The following is a 14,778-nucleotide window of genomic DNA, read 5'->3' as shown; positions in this document are numbered from 1 at the left end:
CTGCTGTCAATTCGCTTGTCAGTTTTGTTGTTGAGGTTTCGGACGTCGGTTGAGAAAGACACGCTTTGATTCAGGAATGTCGACGTCTTGATACAGCAACGGCCAGATTCGACGTGGCAAATCGGTTTCGATCAAATCGATACCTCGATCAAGCAATTCTCGGTACTTTGACTCCAAGTCTTCATCCACGCCCGGTTGTCGGGCCAAATCTCGATCAAGATTTCGTGATGTGCCGGCGATGGTCGACACACCGCGCTGGTGAAGTCGTCGAAGTAGTTCCCGATCTTTCGTCGGCTCGTGTCCGACGAATGCGATGACATTGCTCCATCGCACTCCGGACGCCTCGAACGCATCCAGTCGCTGCCGATCGGGAACGAACACCTCCATCATGATGTCTGGATTCAATTCGTAGCACTCCTTCGCCGCCTTGACCCCGCCGGCGATCAACATGGCATACGATTCAGCATCGTGCTTCTCGATCTGCCGTACCCGATCAGCGATCGAGACGTCTTTGCCATCGATGACCAGAATTGCCTTGCCCTTCGCCCATTCGAACACTTCGCTGAGTGTCGGGATCTGATGATCGGTCACGTCACCATTGATGTCCTTCAACCGCAACGTTTTCAACTCGGCAAGTGTTTGTTCCTTGATCGGTCCATGTCCGGTCGTCGTTCGGTCGAGTGTCGCATCATGCAGAACTACGACCTGACCGTCGCGTGTCACCCGCGGATCGATCTCCAGCATGGCGTATCCGTGTTTCAAAGTTTCCGCGAAGGTGGCGATGCAGTTTTCGGGAAGTCCCGGCCCGGCACCACCTCGATGGGCGCTGACGATCGGCAGCCGGTCTCCCGTGTATCGAAATAGCTTGCGAAGCTCTTTGGGACTTCCCACATCAATCGTGCAGAAAACGGGACCGGCCGACTTTGCGGGAAGATCCTCGGGAGTCTCAGCTTGCGCGGTCAGAGTTTGCGCAGGCCCGATTAACAACAAAGCCCAGAAATATATGACGGTTAGCGAATGACGGCTCATTGGTTGCTCAAAGCCCATTGGTAAGAGAGGTTGCTCGGCGTGATTTTTGATGATGCCTCAAATCCTACCACGGGCACCGCTGGGCAGGCCAAAGTCGAGGAAATAGCACCCTCCCACGATGCGTTGTCCGTTGCAACCAAGTGGCGTTGCCCAGCCGGCGAACCAAAATGGGCAGCACGTTTCCACGACTCTCGTCCACCTGGTGCCAACGGATCGACGATCGAGTACTTCAGCAAGACGCCAGATACTGGACAGCAAGTTCCGCCCACTGGACAAGGCGACGGGAAGCGAGGCTCCACATCCTCAATCGTGTCTTCTCCGCAGCGTGCCGCAAATTTCTGCCGGGATAGAAAAGAGAGTTGCTTCGATGTTCTTCGCCCGCTACAATTTCTACGGCAATAGAAACTGATGCGGTATCCGGGAGTACAGCAATGGCCCGATCGACGACACCTCAGCCGACCGAGCTAGAGCTGCAAATGCTCAAGGTTTTGTGGTGCGATTCACCGAAAACAGCTCGTGAAATCCGCGATTGCTTGGCGGCGAGGGGACGTGACTTGGCTCACACGTCCGTGATTACCACGCTGCAAAAGATGGTTGCCAAGGGGCAATTGAAGCAGCTTGATCCGGTCGAAGGGAAGGCGTTTCGCTTCGAGCCGCTAGTTTCCGTCGATGCCGTGTCGAAAAGTATGCTGGGCGACTTGGTGGATCGGGTGTTTGATGGTTCTACCGAGGCTGTTCTGCTCAACCTGTTTGACGTGACGGATCTGGACGCGGAGTCGTTGAAGCGACTTCGCCGCGTGTTCAATCAGAAGATGCGGGAGAAGCAGCAATGAACGATCTCTGGCATCACTGGTTCGCCGGAAGTTGGACGCATGTCATCGCACTTTCGCTCGCCCATTTCTTGTGGCAGGGCGTATTGGTTGGCTTGGTAGTTGCAAGCCTCGATAAGTTGCTGAGTAAGGCCTCGACAAGTTCTCGGTACGTTTTGCATTTGGTCGCGCTGGCCAGTTTGCCAGTATGCTTTGTGTTGACGATGGGCATCGTGGATGTCCCTGCGCCGATGCAGGCGGTTGCCGTTGCAAATGAAGTTTTTTCGGGCGAGCCGGAGTCAGCTCTGGAACAAATCAATGGTCCACCTGCAGAACCGTCAGCCAGCGTTTTTGAGCGTTCGGGCAGCTCGACGGTCCAAACCACGACAGCGGCCGAACCGCAAGAGTCTCAAGTTGCGGTAGACTCACCGTCAACCGTCGCGGGAAATAACATCGTCGTTGAAAATCCAGATGTCGCTCGAAATGAACATGCGTGGCTGCCGAGTCTGGCTCCGATAATTGTCATAGCCTACTTGCTTGGTGTCGCTGTTTTTCTCATTCGGCTGACGCTGGCGGTCTGGGGCGGGCATCGATTGCGATCGACTTCGCAGCCGCTTGATGATTCGCATCTGCTCAACATCGTGGCCGAACAAGCACGCCGTGTTGGATTGCGAATTGTGCCCGTGGTCGCGCTATGCGAAAGAGTTGCAGTGCCAACCGTTGTCGGTGTTGTACGACCGATGGTTTTGATACCAGCTTCGATCATTACGGGGCTTGCTCCGGATCAGTTCGCCACAATCATCAGCCATGAGCTGGCGCATATTCGACGTTATGATTTGCTGGTGACTTTGCTTCAACGCACCATTGAATCGTTTTTCTTTTTTCACCCGGTCGTTTGGTATCTAAGTCGGCGGATCAGTCGCCACCGCGAAGTGTGCTGTGACGATCTTGTGGTTTCAACCGGGCATGGACCGATGGACTACGCCGGAGCCTTGTTGCGAATGGCTGAATTGTGCGTCGCTGCTGACCCAACCGGAGCCATCGCAGCGACCGCGACGGGGACTGACCGTTCGCAATTCGAGTCTCGGGTAAAAAGGTTGATGACAATGACACAACGAACGCAACTCCGATTGACACGCGTTGGCGCCGTTCTGTTGGGGTCGCTGCTCATTCCGCTGATGACGGTGCCGCCGCTGATTGTGGGCGTTGTTCAGGCGGATCAGACCGAGGATACGGACACAGTGACCGGTACCCTTCAGGTCCAGATGGCGGTTCTGACGCCCGGCCCAAAATCGGACGAGAATGTCTACTCAGGAAGCTGGCAAGTGGCGGTCGATTGGAAAGTACCGATTCGAACTGAAGGTGGTGCTGGAAGCGTGATCTCCGAAATTGACGGTGCGATTCTGCGAATCGAATGGCAGGCAGTCCGGCGGCACAACGGCGGCCTTCAGTTTGATGGTTTTAACTGGTCGATCGACAATCCTATCGATCGGCGTGACGGAGTTTCGCTCGGAGGAATAGGCGGTCGCCAGATTGCTCCCCAATTGTCGTGGTTCGGGGATAAGTTTGAATCTCTGGCGTCAATGCAACTCGATACGGCAGGTGAGCAGAAATCGGATCGCGTTCTGATATTCCGCGCGAAATTTCTTTCGGGTGGCACGACGCTGAAACGGCTGAGCGTTCCGGAACTGCTGAGCCGTGAAGCGGACGAATTTGAGAGTGAGTCCTCGCTACGCCCTGATAAAGAAGGATCGGACGAAACAGAGCAACTGTTTCAAACTGCCTACGATAGCGATCCATCTTTCGGCCGTGCGTCCATTAAACACGCAGACCAGCGGGGAACGATCGCCAATTGGAATCGCGCACTACAGCAAGACGATCTGACGCGCGCGCAACAGATCTTCGCCTGGTGGCGCATCGGGTCGCTGGCGGCATACAACTTTAACGCTGGCCAGGGTGAAGCGGCAGACAACGATCTGGCTGCCGAAGCGTTTCGAAAGGTCCTTTCCATCGGCAATGATCTGGTTTGTCGAGAAACACTGGGCGCCGCCACTGTGTATGCAACACTCGGCGGAGGCACGCGAGAAGATCAAGCCAGTCGCACGAAGTTTGCCAACCAGTGGCTGGCGACGCGAACCGACGCGATGGTTGTGCAGAGCGCTTGGCTGGTCAATCACAACGGATATGCCATTGATGGACGCTTGATGCCCGGCGGCATGAACTTGCAGACGGAAGCCGAAAAGGCGGAGTATCTCACAAACGAACTCGCCAACGCTCGCGAGAGTGTGGCCGCCCGCGCAGCGATGGCAGTTGCGGAAGAAGGTCGCCCAATGTTGCCCGATACAGCTGTCAAAAGGCTCGCAGATCGCCTCGTGGCTGCTGCGGGTTCACCGACATGGAAGCTTCATCATGTCGACAAACAACCAGCGGTGCTGGCAGACGATTCACTCGGCTACCGAATCACGCTTCGCCGAACGTGGGAGGAATACTCGAGTCTGCCGCAACAAAGAGAAACGCCACCGGATGAGCTTGGGCCGTTTGAACTCAAGCATGAGGACTGGGAATTCGTGCTCTTTCCCCGTGAGGGGCAAGACGCTAGCCGCCGGTCCGATGCGTCAACACCCGCGGCTAGCGGCTCGCGGCTTACGCAGTCGTCGCTGGCGGTTCTAGGATTAAAAATCCTCTGGGAAACCGCTTCCAGCCCTTACCACACACAGGCCGTTTGCATGGGCGAGGGTCATGGTTTCCTCTGGTACTCGCTCGGAACGCTTTTCGGCCAGGAGACGATCCGCGAGAAACTCAAGCTCACCGGAGGCGACGATCGAATTGACTTGTTGATCGCTGGAACGCAGGTTGAAGACGAGGGCAACATCACTGCCAACTCATGCGCACGACTGATGGAACGGTTTGGCGATGAAGCACTCGGACGAATTGAAACAGCGATCGAACAAACGCAGGAGCCCACCGCACTTCGTGGGCTGACCGGATCACTCGCTTCCATTCGTACCAATGCTGCCACCAAGCTGCTGATGCGGCTGCACGAGTCGGACAACAAAGACACAAGCGCAGCAGCCGACTATGCCCTGGTTCATCGACCGTTGCGTCCGGCGGCAAAGTCCGCGTACCTGGATATGCTTCTTAAGCATCGGCATGTCGATGTCGCTTGTGAAGGCTGCGTTCACTTTAGGTGGAAGGAAGCATTGCCGATTCTGGTCAAGTTGACCTCGTATCCCGAAAGCCTGCGCGAGTTGTCGTGGACGATTCCCGCACGTCGCAAATTGGAAGGCATGCCCATCGAATACAAGCTGATCGGAGCAAAACAAACGATCATTGCCGACCGGACCGATCCCAATGATGTGCGGGATGCATGGCAAACACTCACTGACTCCGAGGACTTCGAGGCGGTTGTCCTGATCGGCATCGAACTGGCAACCTACACCACCAAAGGTCCCCAAAAACGAATCAATGACTTCGGATTTCGGGTGCTGCTCACCCAACCTCGCGATGAGCTAGCGGCGTATCTGAAAGGCATTGGCAAGGTCATGTCTGCAGAGAATGCCAAACAAGTGCAGCGGTTGCTTCGACAGTTGCAACAATCGGAGCAACTTCAGCGTTTGCAGTCTCACGGCATCCTCGTGACTCCCGGCGGGATCGGTGGTGCGAGTCACCGGTATGTCGTCCCCGGCGATTTTCTGGGCGGGTATGCAATTGACGATTTGTTGCAGTACTGCGTGAGCTTTAGCCCAAAGTCAGAAATCGTCTTCTTCGGTCCCGTCATTACGGACGATCAGTTTCGTCAGTTTCAATTACTGCTGCCTGAATCGCACGTCCGTCGCATGGCTGCCGTTTGGTTGAACATCGTCGCCACCGTCTCCGACGATGAACGCGAACGTGGAATCCTGCGAGTTTCTGGCCTCGGTTCACCGGCGCGAGAGATCGGATTGCAGGTCGATGACGTGATCGTGGGGATTGGTCCGTTCCGTTGGCCCAAGTCCGAGTCTCGCGACGCCTACAACGCGGCGATGCTTACGCAGCGTCCCGGGCAAGAATCAAAGATTGTCGTAGACCGGGACGGAAAAGTCCTCACCTTCCCCGTCACGTGGGAAGAGTCCACGGCACATCGCTTGCTTTGTGGCAATGGCATGCCCACAGCGCAACGCGAGGCAATTCAATCTGGAAAACCCGACGTTGACGAAACTCCGACGATCGACAACATTCAGGCACTCGCAGGAAAGTGGGAGGCAACCGAGGCATCGCACCATTTGCTTGATTCAAAATTGGTCGAAGCGAACCAGACGGGTTTCGCGATTGCGATCGACAAGCAGTTCGGCGAGTCTTATCGCAAAACGTCGGACACATACAAGAATCAGTACCGGGAATTTCTTGAGCAAAAAGGACATGCTGCCGTTGTGTCGGGAACGATCAAGTTCGATTGCGGTGGCGAATCGGAACTGATGATCTCCAGGAAAGACGGTGGGCTCTGTCTCTGGTACGGAGTCGTCACCGGTGGCAATCCACGCATCTTCCTACACGGCGGAGCCGACAAAACTTCCATTGATTCCCTCGCAATCCAGTGGACTTCCGCGTGTAGCGACAGCCCCTTGGACTTGGAAGGAGACTCCGCACTAGTCTTCTACCGGCGATCTCCCCCGGCTGCTAACCAGGCAGGAAAACCGAGGAGACTGAAATGAAAACCGTCAGTGCTGCCATCATCGTTGTCGTAGCCGCTGCCTTGTTGTCCGGAGGTGCATTTATTGTTCACGACGACACGGCTCTATTTATTCAAGTCGTCGGCTGTATTGTCGGCATTGTCGGGATTGCTGGCTGGTTGATGACATTGCGAACGACGAAGCGTGTTGACGATTCCAAGTGACGTCTTCACGCTTCGGCGCGCTTGCTGTCCTGCCACTCGGGTAACCAACAGAAAAGGAACCACAATGAATGTCCTGCTTAGAGTTGCACTTTCAATGTTTGTATGTTCCGTCGCAATTGCGGAGGATGCTCCGAAAGACACGACGATGTTGCAAGGCACATGGGTGCTTTCGCATGGAGTCTTCAGTGGGAAGGCTCTAAAGCAACGATTTCTTAAGGAGGGCGTTGGCGATCTTCAGATCACCTTCTCCGATGACGTCATGACCATGTCTGGTGGTGGCAGCCCTGATCACACCTATCAGTTTACGCTCGATCCAGCTACGGATCCGAAATCGATGCAAATTGTCACGATTGAGACTCGCGGCAAAGCGCCGAAGGGGTCGAAGCTTCGATGCATCTATAAGATCGATGGCAATGAGTTGATTCTCTGCATGCCAGCCGACTCCTCTGTTGATCCTCCGAAGGAGTTTAACGCCCCTGAAGGATCTCGTCTGACATTCCTTGTCTTGGCTCGCGATACCGCAACCACGGCTGTTGCCGAGAAGCCGATCGCAGACGAAGGTGCCAAGGCACTGCAATTTGCCAATCAGGCCGTTGCCGCACTTGAAGCTGAAAGGTTAAGTATGGAAGCAGGCGCGAAAGCGGGGCAGGTCTCAAAGACGCGAATCGACGAGCTTCGATCCGAATTGTTCGATGCCCGGCTTATTCTGCTTCGGCTTCAGGGAGATGAAGCGGGGATCACCATGCTCCTGCAAGATGAAATTAAGCTTGAACAGGCGCGATTCAAACGATTGAAAGAACTGACTTCCCAAGGCTACGTCGGCGGCGAAAAGCTACGCGAGGGTGAGTTGCGGTTGCTCAGCGTGCAACAGCAGCATGCGCTTCACGAAAAAGATCAAGCGAAAGCTGACGAAGTATTGCGTCGAGCCTTCGAGATCGAACAACAACACCTGCAGCGACTGCAATCGCTGTCTTCCCATGGAGTCGCAAATCGATCCGATATTGCTCGGCACAAGCTCCGCATCGCTCGTCTGCTGGCGGATCGGCAGGTTGAACCAGTCGAATGCCAGTGAAGGTCGCCGATAGGCTGCCCCCGGCAATCAATGGATACTGACTGACGCGGGAAATTATCTTTTCCCTTTTTGAGTAAGGATCTCCAGATCGTGTGTTTAACTGCTGTCGGGAAAGATTTTGCTTTCCCACAACAGTTTCTCAGCGTGCCGTGAAGAGCGAGTTCAATCACGAGTGCCGGTCGCGCCGATCATGGCGAGCAGCGGCCCGGTATCGCCCCTCACCGCGCTGCTGCCAATGCCCCCCCCGGCCATCAGGGTGGGGTTCTCGGCGATCCCCGCCGACACCGGGCCGAGCAGCGTAGACGACTTGGGTAGGCGCGGATCATTGCCGCCCAAGTCTCTGGTAAGTGGCGATTGGATTTAAGCTCGCTAACTGCTTTCGATTCGACGCGTTACGGAAATGGCCGTCAAAGACGACGCAAATTCGGAAGGTGGTTTGAACTGGCAGTAAACGTCAAGAAATCAGCGTAAACCCTTGCCGTTGAAAGAAAAACGGCTCGCCGCGAATCGACGCGACGAGCCGTTTTGAACAGTAGTCGGGATGACAAGATTCGAACTTGCGACCTCTGCACCCCCAGTGCAGCGCTCTAACCAGGCTGAGCCACATCCCGCTCGGGTGCGATAGGGTAACGAAGAGTGATTTTCTTTTCTAGACCGGAACGATCGGCTTTGGGTTCAGTTTTTGAACCTCTGAGTGATCAGGCGTTTTTGACTTTGTTTTGCCGGCCAGGGAGGGGCGCGGGGAAGTGTACGCTCGGAGCGGGCTGGGGTTGCTGTAGTTCGGATTCACTCAAGATTCACCAGTCGACCCTCCCCTCGCTGCGCTCGACCCTCCCTGCCAGGGAGGGTGAAGTCGTTTCCTGGTGTGCATTCCCCTTGCCGACGCGGTGGTTTCGCTTGCGGCGACTTTGGGGCACACTCTTGGCTGATTCCTGCATTCTCCACGGAGCAACCCCACACCATGTCTTTTGCGACTCGATTGGCCGACGCGGTTCGGCGGACTCGTAGCGTCACCTGTGTCGGACTGGACCCTCGCAAAGCCTCGCTGCCGGCACCGATCCGCGACGCGGTCAGCCAGGATCGGCCGGAGGAATGGGCGGCGGCGTACACCCAATTTTGCTGCGAAATCATCGATGTTGTCGGCGATCTGGTGCCCTGCGTGAAGCCTCAAGCGGCGTTTTTCGAGCAACTCGGCCCCGCCGGAATGATCTCGCTGGGCGAAGTCATCGCCTACGCCCGTTCGAAGAATCTGCTGGTCATCCTGGATGGCAAACGCAACGATATCGGCAGCACCGCGACCGCCTATGCGGACGCCTACTTGGGGGCTGAAAGTCCCTGGGGCAGCGATTCGCTGACTGTGAGCCCCTACCTGGGGCGCGACAGCATCGAACCGTTTGTGGAGGTTTGCGATTCTCGCGCTGCAGGGATTTTTGTCCTGGTGAAAACCTCCAACCCCGGCGGCGGGTTGTTGCAGAACCGCGAAACCGATGGGCAAACGGTGTTCGCAGCTGTGGCGGAGTTGCTGACCGAGTTGAATTCGACGCGGCAAAACGCTGACGGATACGGCCCCTTGGGGGCGGTCGTCGGTGCGACGTATCCGGAGGAATTGGCTCAGTTGCGGGCCGCGATGCCTCACAGCTGGATCCTGATCCCCGGTTTCGGTGCCCAGGGTGGAGCGGCCGACGACGTCAAGGTCGGGTTTCACGAGGGCGGGATGGGGGCGGTGGTCAACAGTTCCCGGCACATCATTTTCGCTCATGCCCGCCCGGAATATGCCGATAAGTTCGGGGACGCACGCTGGCACGACGCGGTTCGGGCGGCGACCGAGCAGATGAACGCGCAATTGGACGTGGTGAATTGATGAGACCCAGTGGAGTCGTCAAATCCAGGTGATTTTGCCGTTTTGGCCGCTCGAACCCTCTTCCGGACTCGGACGCCAGTTGCTACCTTTCGCGGTTCTCCGTCGACCGACTCCGACGGGAAAAAATCAATGACCCCCAGCAGATGATGGAATCATGGGCAACAAGATGAAGACCCATAAGGGTATCAAAAAACGCTTTCGCTTGTCCGCCACGGGCAAGGCGATGCACCGCCAAAGTGGCACCAGCCACTTGGCAAACGGTTTGACCAAGAAACGTCGGCGAAACCTGCGCGGCACGACCGCGGTGGACACCTGCATGGAAAAATCCATCCAGGCCTCGCTGAACGGTTACAGCAACTAACGATCGAATTTCACCCATTTGGATAGGCGAAACATCGACGCAAGTTTGTTTGACGTCGGGGCCTGATTCAAAACAACCTGACAAGGAATGCACCCATGCGTGCGACCAAAGGTGCCGCCCGTCGGCAATCCAAGAAACGTCTGTTCAAACGCGCCAAAGGCTACGTCGGCGGACGCGGCCGGTTGACCCGATCGGTCAAGGAAACCCTGCTCCGCAGCGGCGCATACGCCTTTCGCGACCGCCGCGTGCGAAAACGCGATTTCCGTCGCTTGTGGATCACGCGTCTAAACGCCGCGACCCGCATGCACGGTCTGCGATACAGCGAGTTCATTCACGGGCTGAAGAAAGCCGGGATCGAACTGGACCGTAAGACGCTGTCTGAAATGGCCATCCACGACGAAGCCGGTTTCAAGGCCGTCGTCGACAAGGTCAAAGAAGCGTTGGCCGCCTAGGCTTCTCCGCCGCGGTTTTCGCCAAGCGTTCCAGTTATGTCGCTGCAGAATTTTCTCTCCGCCCTCGATGCTTTGCAAAGCGAGGCGATTGCAACCCTTGATTCCGCCTCCGATCCGGAGGCGTTCGAGGCTGCGCGGGTCAAGTACGTGGGCCAAAAGAAAGGCGCACTGAAAGACATTCAAAAGCAAATGGGCAGTGTGGCGGCGGGCGACCGAAAGTCCGCCGGCATGCGGCTCAACGAAGTCAAACAGGCGATCGAAAAAGCGGTCGCCGAGGCCCAGTCGCGACTGTCCGGTGGCGGCGACAGCGGGGCCGACCCGACCTTCGATCCGACGCTGCCCGGTGTGCGGCCGAAGATCGGGCACATCCATCCGATCACGCAAACGATCACCCACCTGACCGAGATCATGGGGCGGATGGGGTTCGAAGCGGCCGAGGGGCCCGAGGTCGAAGACCCGCACCATAACTTCGTCGCGCTGAACATTCCCGAAGATCACCCGGCCCGCGACCCGCTGGATAACTTCTATCTGGCAACCGCAGCCACGGGGACGGAAAAGCAGAACGTCGAAGGCACACGGTTGCTGCGCAGCCAAACCAGCACGGTTCAGATCCGTGTGATGGCTAATCGCAAGCCACCGGTCCGCGTCATCTCGCTCGGCCGCGTCTATCGTCCCGACGATCCCGACGCGACCCACTTTCCGATGTTCCATCAGATGGAAGGGTTGCTGGTCGACACGCACGTGACGATGGCGAATTTGAAAACCGTGTTGCGAGTGTTTGCGACCAACTACCTGGGCGGTGACGTCGAGATTCGTTTTCGACCATCGTTCTTTCCGTTCACCGAGCCCAGCGTCGAAGTCGACTTTTTGTGGGACGGGAATTGGATCGAGTTCGGGGGCGCGGGAATGGTCGATCCCAACGTGTTCCGCGCGGTCGGCTACGATCCCGAAGAAGTCTCGGGGTTTGCGTTCGGCCTGGGCGTCGAACGCTTGTGCATGCGTCGCCACGGCATCAAGGACATCCGTGATCTGTACAGCGGCGACATGCGTTTTCTGTCACAGTTTTAACTCAGTTCCAAGTTCCAGGTTTGAAGTTGCGATTCCTGACGGGCTTGGAACGTGAAATCCTGGAACCCCAAACCAGACCATGCTTGTTTCTTGGAAATGGCTCTCCCGCTACGTCGACTTGCCGACCGACCGTGAAGAGTTGGAGACCCGGCTCAGTCTGAGCGGATTGAATCACGAAGGGACGGAGACGCCCAGCGAGAATCCGGCATTGGCGGCCGACGATGTTTGCATCGACCTGGAAGTGACCAGCAACCGCGGCGATTGCTTGGGCCACATCGGGGTGGCGCGAGAGATCGCGGTGTTGTACGACACAGAATTGCGCGTGCCATCGCCGACGCTGGAAGAATCCAAGACCGACGTCACGTCGCTGTTGAGCGTGGTGAATGAATTCACCGAAGCCTGTCCGCGCTACACCGCGCGTGTGATCCAAGGCGTCAAGGTCGGCCCCAGCCCGCAATGGATGCAGGATGCCCTGACCAGTGTCGGGATCGGCGTGGTCAACAACGTCGTCGACGCGACCAATTATGTGCTGATGGAATGCGGCCAGCCGCTGCACGCGTTCGACCACGCAAAAATCGCGGACCAAAAGATCGTCGTGCGTCCGGCAGGCGAGAAAGAAGTCATCACCGCGATCGATCACCGCCAATACGAACTGGATCCGTCGATGTGTGTGATCGCCGATGCCCAATCGGCCTCCGCCGTCGCCGGGGTGATGGGCGGCGCGGATTCGGAAGTGACCGAGTCGACGAAGGACATCGTGATCGAAGCGGCCGTGTTCACGCCGTTGTCGGTCCGCCGGACGGCACGCAAGTTGAAACTGCACAGCCCCTCGTCGTTCCGTTTCGAACGCCGCGTCGACCCGGTCGGTGTGGAATGGGCCAGCCGGCGCGTTTGCCAGTTGATCGTCGAGTCGGCTGGCGGAACTGTTGCCAAAGGAATCATCGATACCGCACCGGAAATCGATCCGCGAGAGCCGATCGTATTGCGACTGTCGCAACTGGAACGGATCCTTGGGATCACGATCGGGGCTGACGAAGTCGATCGGATCCTGACGTCGCTCGGTTGCGATAGTGATGCCAAGATCTCCTCCGGATCCGGTTCCTACAACGCCCCGTCGTGGCGGCATGACCTGACCCGCGAAGCCGATCTGATCGAGGAGGTGGCTCGGATTCACGGCTACGACAAAATCCCCGAGGACAGTCCGATCCCGGTCGCACCGAGCAGCAAGCGGACGTTTGATTCGGCGACGGAAAAGATCCGCGGCGTGTTGACCGCCGCGGGATTGAGCGAAGCGATGACGCCCAGCGTGGTAACGAAAAAGCTTGATACGTCGCTTTCGCCGTGGACCGAGCGACCGGCGTTGAGCACGCAAACGGCGATGCTGAAGGGCGCCAAACGTCTTCGCCGGACGTTGTTGCCGAGCTTGATCGAAGCACGCGCCAACAACTGGGCGTCGGCGTCGGTCGAAGCGGACCTGTTCGAAATCGCGCACCTGTACCTGCCCGGTGAAACCGAAGACGACTTGCCGGAAGAACTGTACGCGGTCTCGCTGGTTTGTGGCGGAGATTTTTTTGCGGCCAAGGGAATCATCGAATCGTTGTGCGATCGACTGGGCACGCGACAATCCCTTTCGGTCGCCCCGGTCGATTCGCCCGGCTTTGTCGCTGGCCAGTTGGTCCAGTTGTCGCTCGGTGAGACGTCGCTGGGCTACCTCGGTGTCGTCGCGCCGAAGACCTTGAAACAATGGAAACTGTCGGGCAACGTCGTGGTCGCCGAATTGTCGATCGCCGCGTTGTTGGCCGACGCCGAATTGGTGCCGCAGCAGCAGATCGTCAGCATGTTCCCTTCGGTCGAACGCGACTTGAATTTCGTGATGTCCGAATCGGTGCGTTGGAACGAATTGGAAAACGTGGTTCGATCCGCCGTCGGTGACCAATTGAAATCGGTCACCTATCGTGAGACGTATCGCGACCCCAAAAAGGACGGCAAGGATCGCAAACGCGTGTTGTTGTCGATGCAGTTGCAGAGTGACCAGACGACGCTGAGTGGTGATGATGCCGACGCGTTGGTTCAAAGTGTCATCGGTGCCTGCAAGAAAAAGCTCGACGCCGAGTTGTTGGGTTGATATGCCCATTGAAATCTTTGCGTATTGCACGCACCGTGATCCGCCCGAACCGCAGTTTCCCCACGAACCGGTGTTCGTTCGCAATGAGTCGACGCCGGGATTCGTCGAACATTTGATGGGGCTGGTCCAAGACCTGTTCGAATCTCAGCAGGGTCCGATCAGTCAGGCCCTGTATGCGGTTTGTCGACACTTGCAACGGACCAACATGCTTGTCGCGATGAAAGTCGATGGCGAGCACATCGAAGCGATCGCTCCCTGGGCGTGGCAATCCAACGCGATCCTGTTTCTGCCCGATCGCAGCATCCGCGACCCCAACGGCGCCGTCCTTTACGACCCGGCGGCGGAGCAACCCGACCCGAACGCCCAGTTGCCGTTTCTGCCCGATGCGCGACAGCGAAAATCCCAGTCGGAAATTGAGCTGAGGAACCGATTGATCGACACGCCGGAGGCGTTGCCGCCGGTGGTCAGCGAGTTCGAAGTCACAATGCGCTCGTCCGACGAAGTGGTTTGGCGAATGCTCGCACTGTTCGTCGTGGCGGTCCGGGCCGAATCATTGTCGAGCGGGAAGCCGATTCCGGTCGCAGCGTTGCGTGAGAAATCGCCGTTGGCATTCCAAGCACTGACGCCATGGGAGACCGCGTTCTTAGAGAACGACTCGCCGTCCGAAGCGGATGTTTCGGCGGCCGGCTGGCGTTACGAGGCGCTTGCGTTGTTGCAATGGACGTTGGGGATGCAACCCTCGCTGCCCTTTCCCGATGCAATTTGCGATGTCCCCGAAGTTGCGCGTCAAATGATCGCGATGCCGGCGCGTCAGATGATCGAGTCGGCGGCGCTTCGACCGACCGGCGAAATCTTGGATGCTCTGGATATGAATTTTCGATTGCTGTGGGCGGCCCGTGATGCGGCGACCCGGCAGACGGATCCGCCGGCAGGTCTCGAAGGCGGCGTGATCGCCGAGCGGCAACACGCGTTGAATTGGTTGACCTGTTTTGAGAACGCGGAGTGGGATGAGGTGGATATTCCGAGTTAGGCGGCGGGAACATTTGGGACAATGGTTCTACAATCGCAGTGTAGAACCGCTGTCTCAGCTGTTCCCTGCTGGCAGCGAAGCTGCCAGAGGACACACGC

Annotated in this window: 11 protein-coding genes and 1 tRNA gene; 10 read left to right on the top strand and 2 right to left on the bottom strand. The window is 57.3% G+C overall.

The genetic code is table 11. The features are described 5' to 3' along the window. Positions 1 to 18: 18 nt before the first annotated feature. Positions 19 to 891: a glycerophosphodiester phosphodiesterase family protein gene (locus H1B37_RS29755; RefSeq protein WP_182870927.1), complete on the bottom strand. Its 873-nt coding sequence runs from the start codon at positions 889 to 891 to the stop codon at positions 19 to 21. Between the two features lie 569 nt (positions 892 to 1,460). Between H1B37_RS29755 and H1B37_RS29750 the strand changes: the two genes are divergently transcribed. From H1B37_RS29750 to H1B37_RS29735, 4 genes are all read left to right on the top strand, one after another. After that, on the top strand, positions 1,461 to 1,862 hold the full coding sequence (locus H1B37_RS29750) for a BlaI/MecI/CopY family transcriptional regulator (RefSeq protein WP_182870926.1): 402 nt from the start codon (positions 1,461 to 1,463) through the stop codon (positions 1,860 to 1,862). Then, complete coding sequence (locus H1B37_RS29745) at positions 1,859 to 6,529, top strand: M56 family metallopeptidase (RefSeq protein ID WP_182870925.1); 4,671 nt, start codon at positions 1,859 to 1,861, stop codon at positions 6,527 to 6,529. Before H1B37_RS29750 ends, H1B37_RS29745 begins: the two co-directional genes overlap by 4 nt. Beyond that, positions 6,526 to 6,711, top strand: a complete 186-nt coding sequence (locus tag H1B37_RS29740; RefSeq protein WP_182870924.1) for a hypothetical protein — start codon at positions 6,526 to 6,528, stop codon at positions 6,709 to 6,711. Before H1B37_RS29745 ends, H1B37_RS29740 begins: the two co-directional genes overlap by 4 nt. 64 nt (positions 6,712 to 6,775) lie before the next feature. Further along, a complete protein-coding gene (locus tag H1B37_RS29735) occupies positions 6,776 to 7,783 on the top strand; it encodes a TIGR03067 domain-containing protein (RefSeq protein ID WP_182870923.1) in 1,008 nt (335 codons plus the stop codon). 536 nt (positions 7,784 to 8,319) lie between these two features. Here H1B37_RS29735 and H1B37_RS29730 read toward each other — a convergent pair. Continuing rightward, positions 8,320 to 8,394 (bottom strand) — tRNA-Pro (locus H1B37_RS29730). Positions 8,395 to 8,744: 350 nt separating this feature from the next. Between H1B37_RS29730 and pyrF the strand changes: the two genes are divergently transcribed. The 6 genes from pyrF to H1B37_RS29700 all read left to right on the top strand — a co-directional run bounded on the left by pyrF (position 8,745) and on the right by H1B37_RS29700 (position 14,680). Beyond that, positions 8,745 to 9,644: an orotidine-5'-phosphate decarboxylase gene (gene pyrF / locus H1B37_RS29725; RefSeq protein WP_182870922.1), complete on the top strand. Its 900-nt coding sequence runs from the start codon at positions 8,745 to 8,747 to the stop codon at positions 9,642 to 9,644. Between the two features lie 154 nt (positions 9,645 to 9,798). Continuing rightward, on the top strand, positions 9,799 to 10,005 hold the full coding sequence (gene rpmI / locus H1B37_RS29720; protein WP_095742399.1) for a 50S ribosomal protein L35: 207 nt from the start codon (positions 9,799 to 9,801) through the stop codon (positions 10,003 to 10,005). Positions 10,006 to 10,100: 95 nt separating this feature from the next. Beyond that, entirely contained in the window at positions 10,101 to 10,457 is a 357-nt protein-coding gene (gene rplT, locus H1B37_RS29715; RefSeq protein ID WP_147870819.1) for a 50S ribosomal protein L20, read from the top strand. A 36-nt stretch (positions 10,458 to 10,493) separates the two neighbouring features. Then, positions 10,494 to 11,525 (top strand): phenylalanine--tRNA ligase subunit alpha, encoded by a 1,032-nt coding sequence (pheS, locus tag H1B37_RS29710; protein ID WP_182870921.1) that lies wholly within the window; start codon positions 10,494 to 10,496, stop codon positions 11,523 to 11,525. A 79-nt stretch (positions 11,526 to 11,604) separates the two neighbouring features. Next, on the top strand, positions 11,605 to 13,650 hold the full coding sequence (gene pheT / locus H1B37_RS29705; protein WP_182870920.1) for a phenylalanine--tRNA ligase subunit beta: 2,046 nt from the start codon (positions 11,605 to 11,607) through the stop codon (positions 13,648 to 13,650). Position 13,651: 1 nt separating this feature from the next. Beyond that, positions 13,652 to 14,680 (top strand): DUF4272 domain-containing protein, encoded by a 1,029-nt coding sequence (locus H1B37_RS29700; protein WP_182870919.1) that lies wholly within the window; start codon positions 13,652 to 13,654, stop codon positions 14,678 to 14,680. The last annotated feature ends 98 nt before the right edge of the window (positions 14,681 to 14,778 follow it).

The sequence above is a fragment of the Stieleria mannarensis genome (assembly GCF_014154935.1).
Taxonomy (GTDB): domain Bacteria; phylum Planctomycetota; class Planctomycetia; order Pirellulales; family Pirellulaceae; genus Stieleria; species Stieleria mannarensis.
The sequence above is the reverse complement of the archived record's forward strand: the minus strand, read 5'-3'. Positions and strand labels throughout refer to the sequence as shown.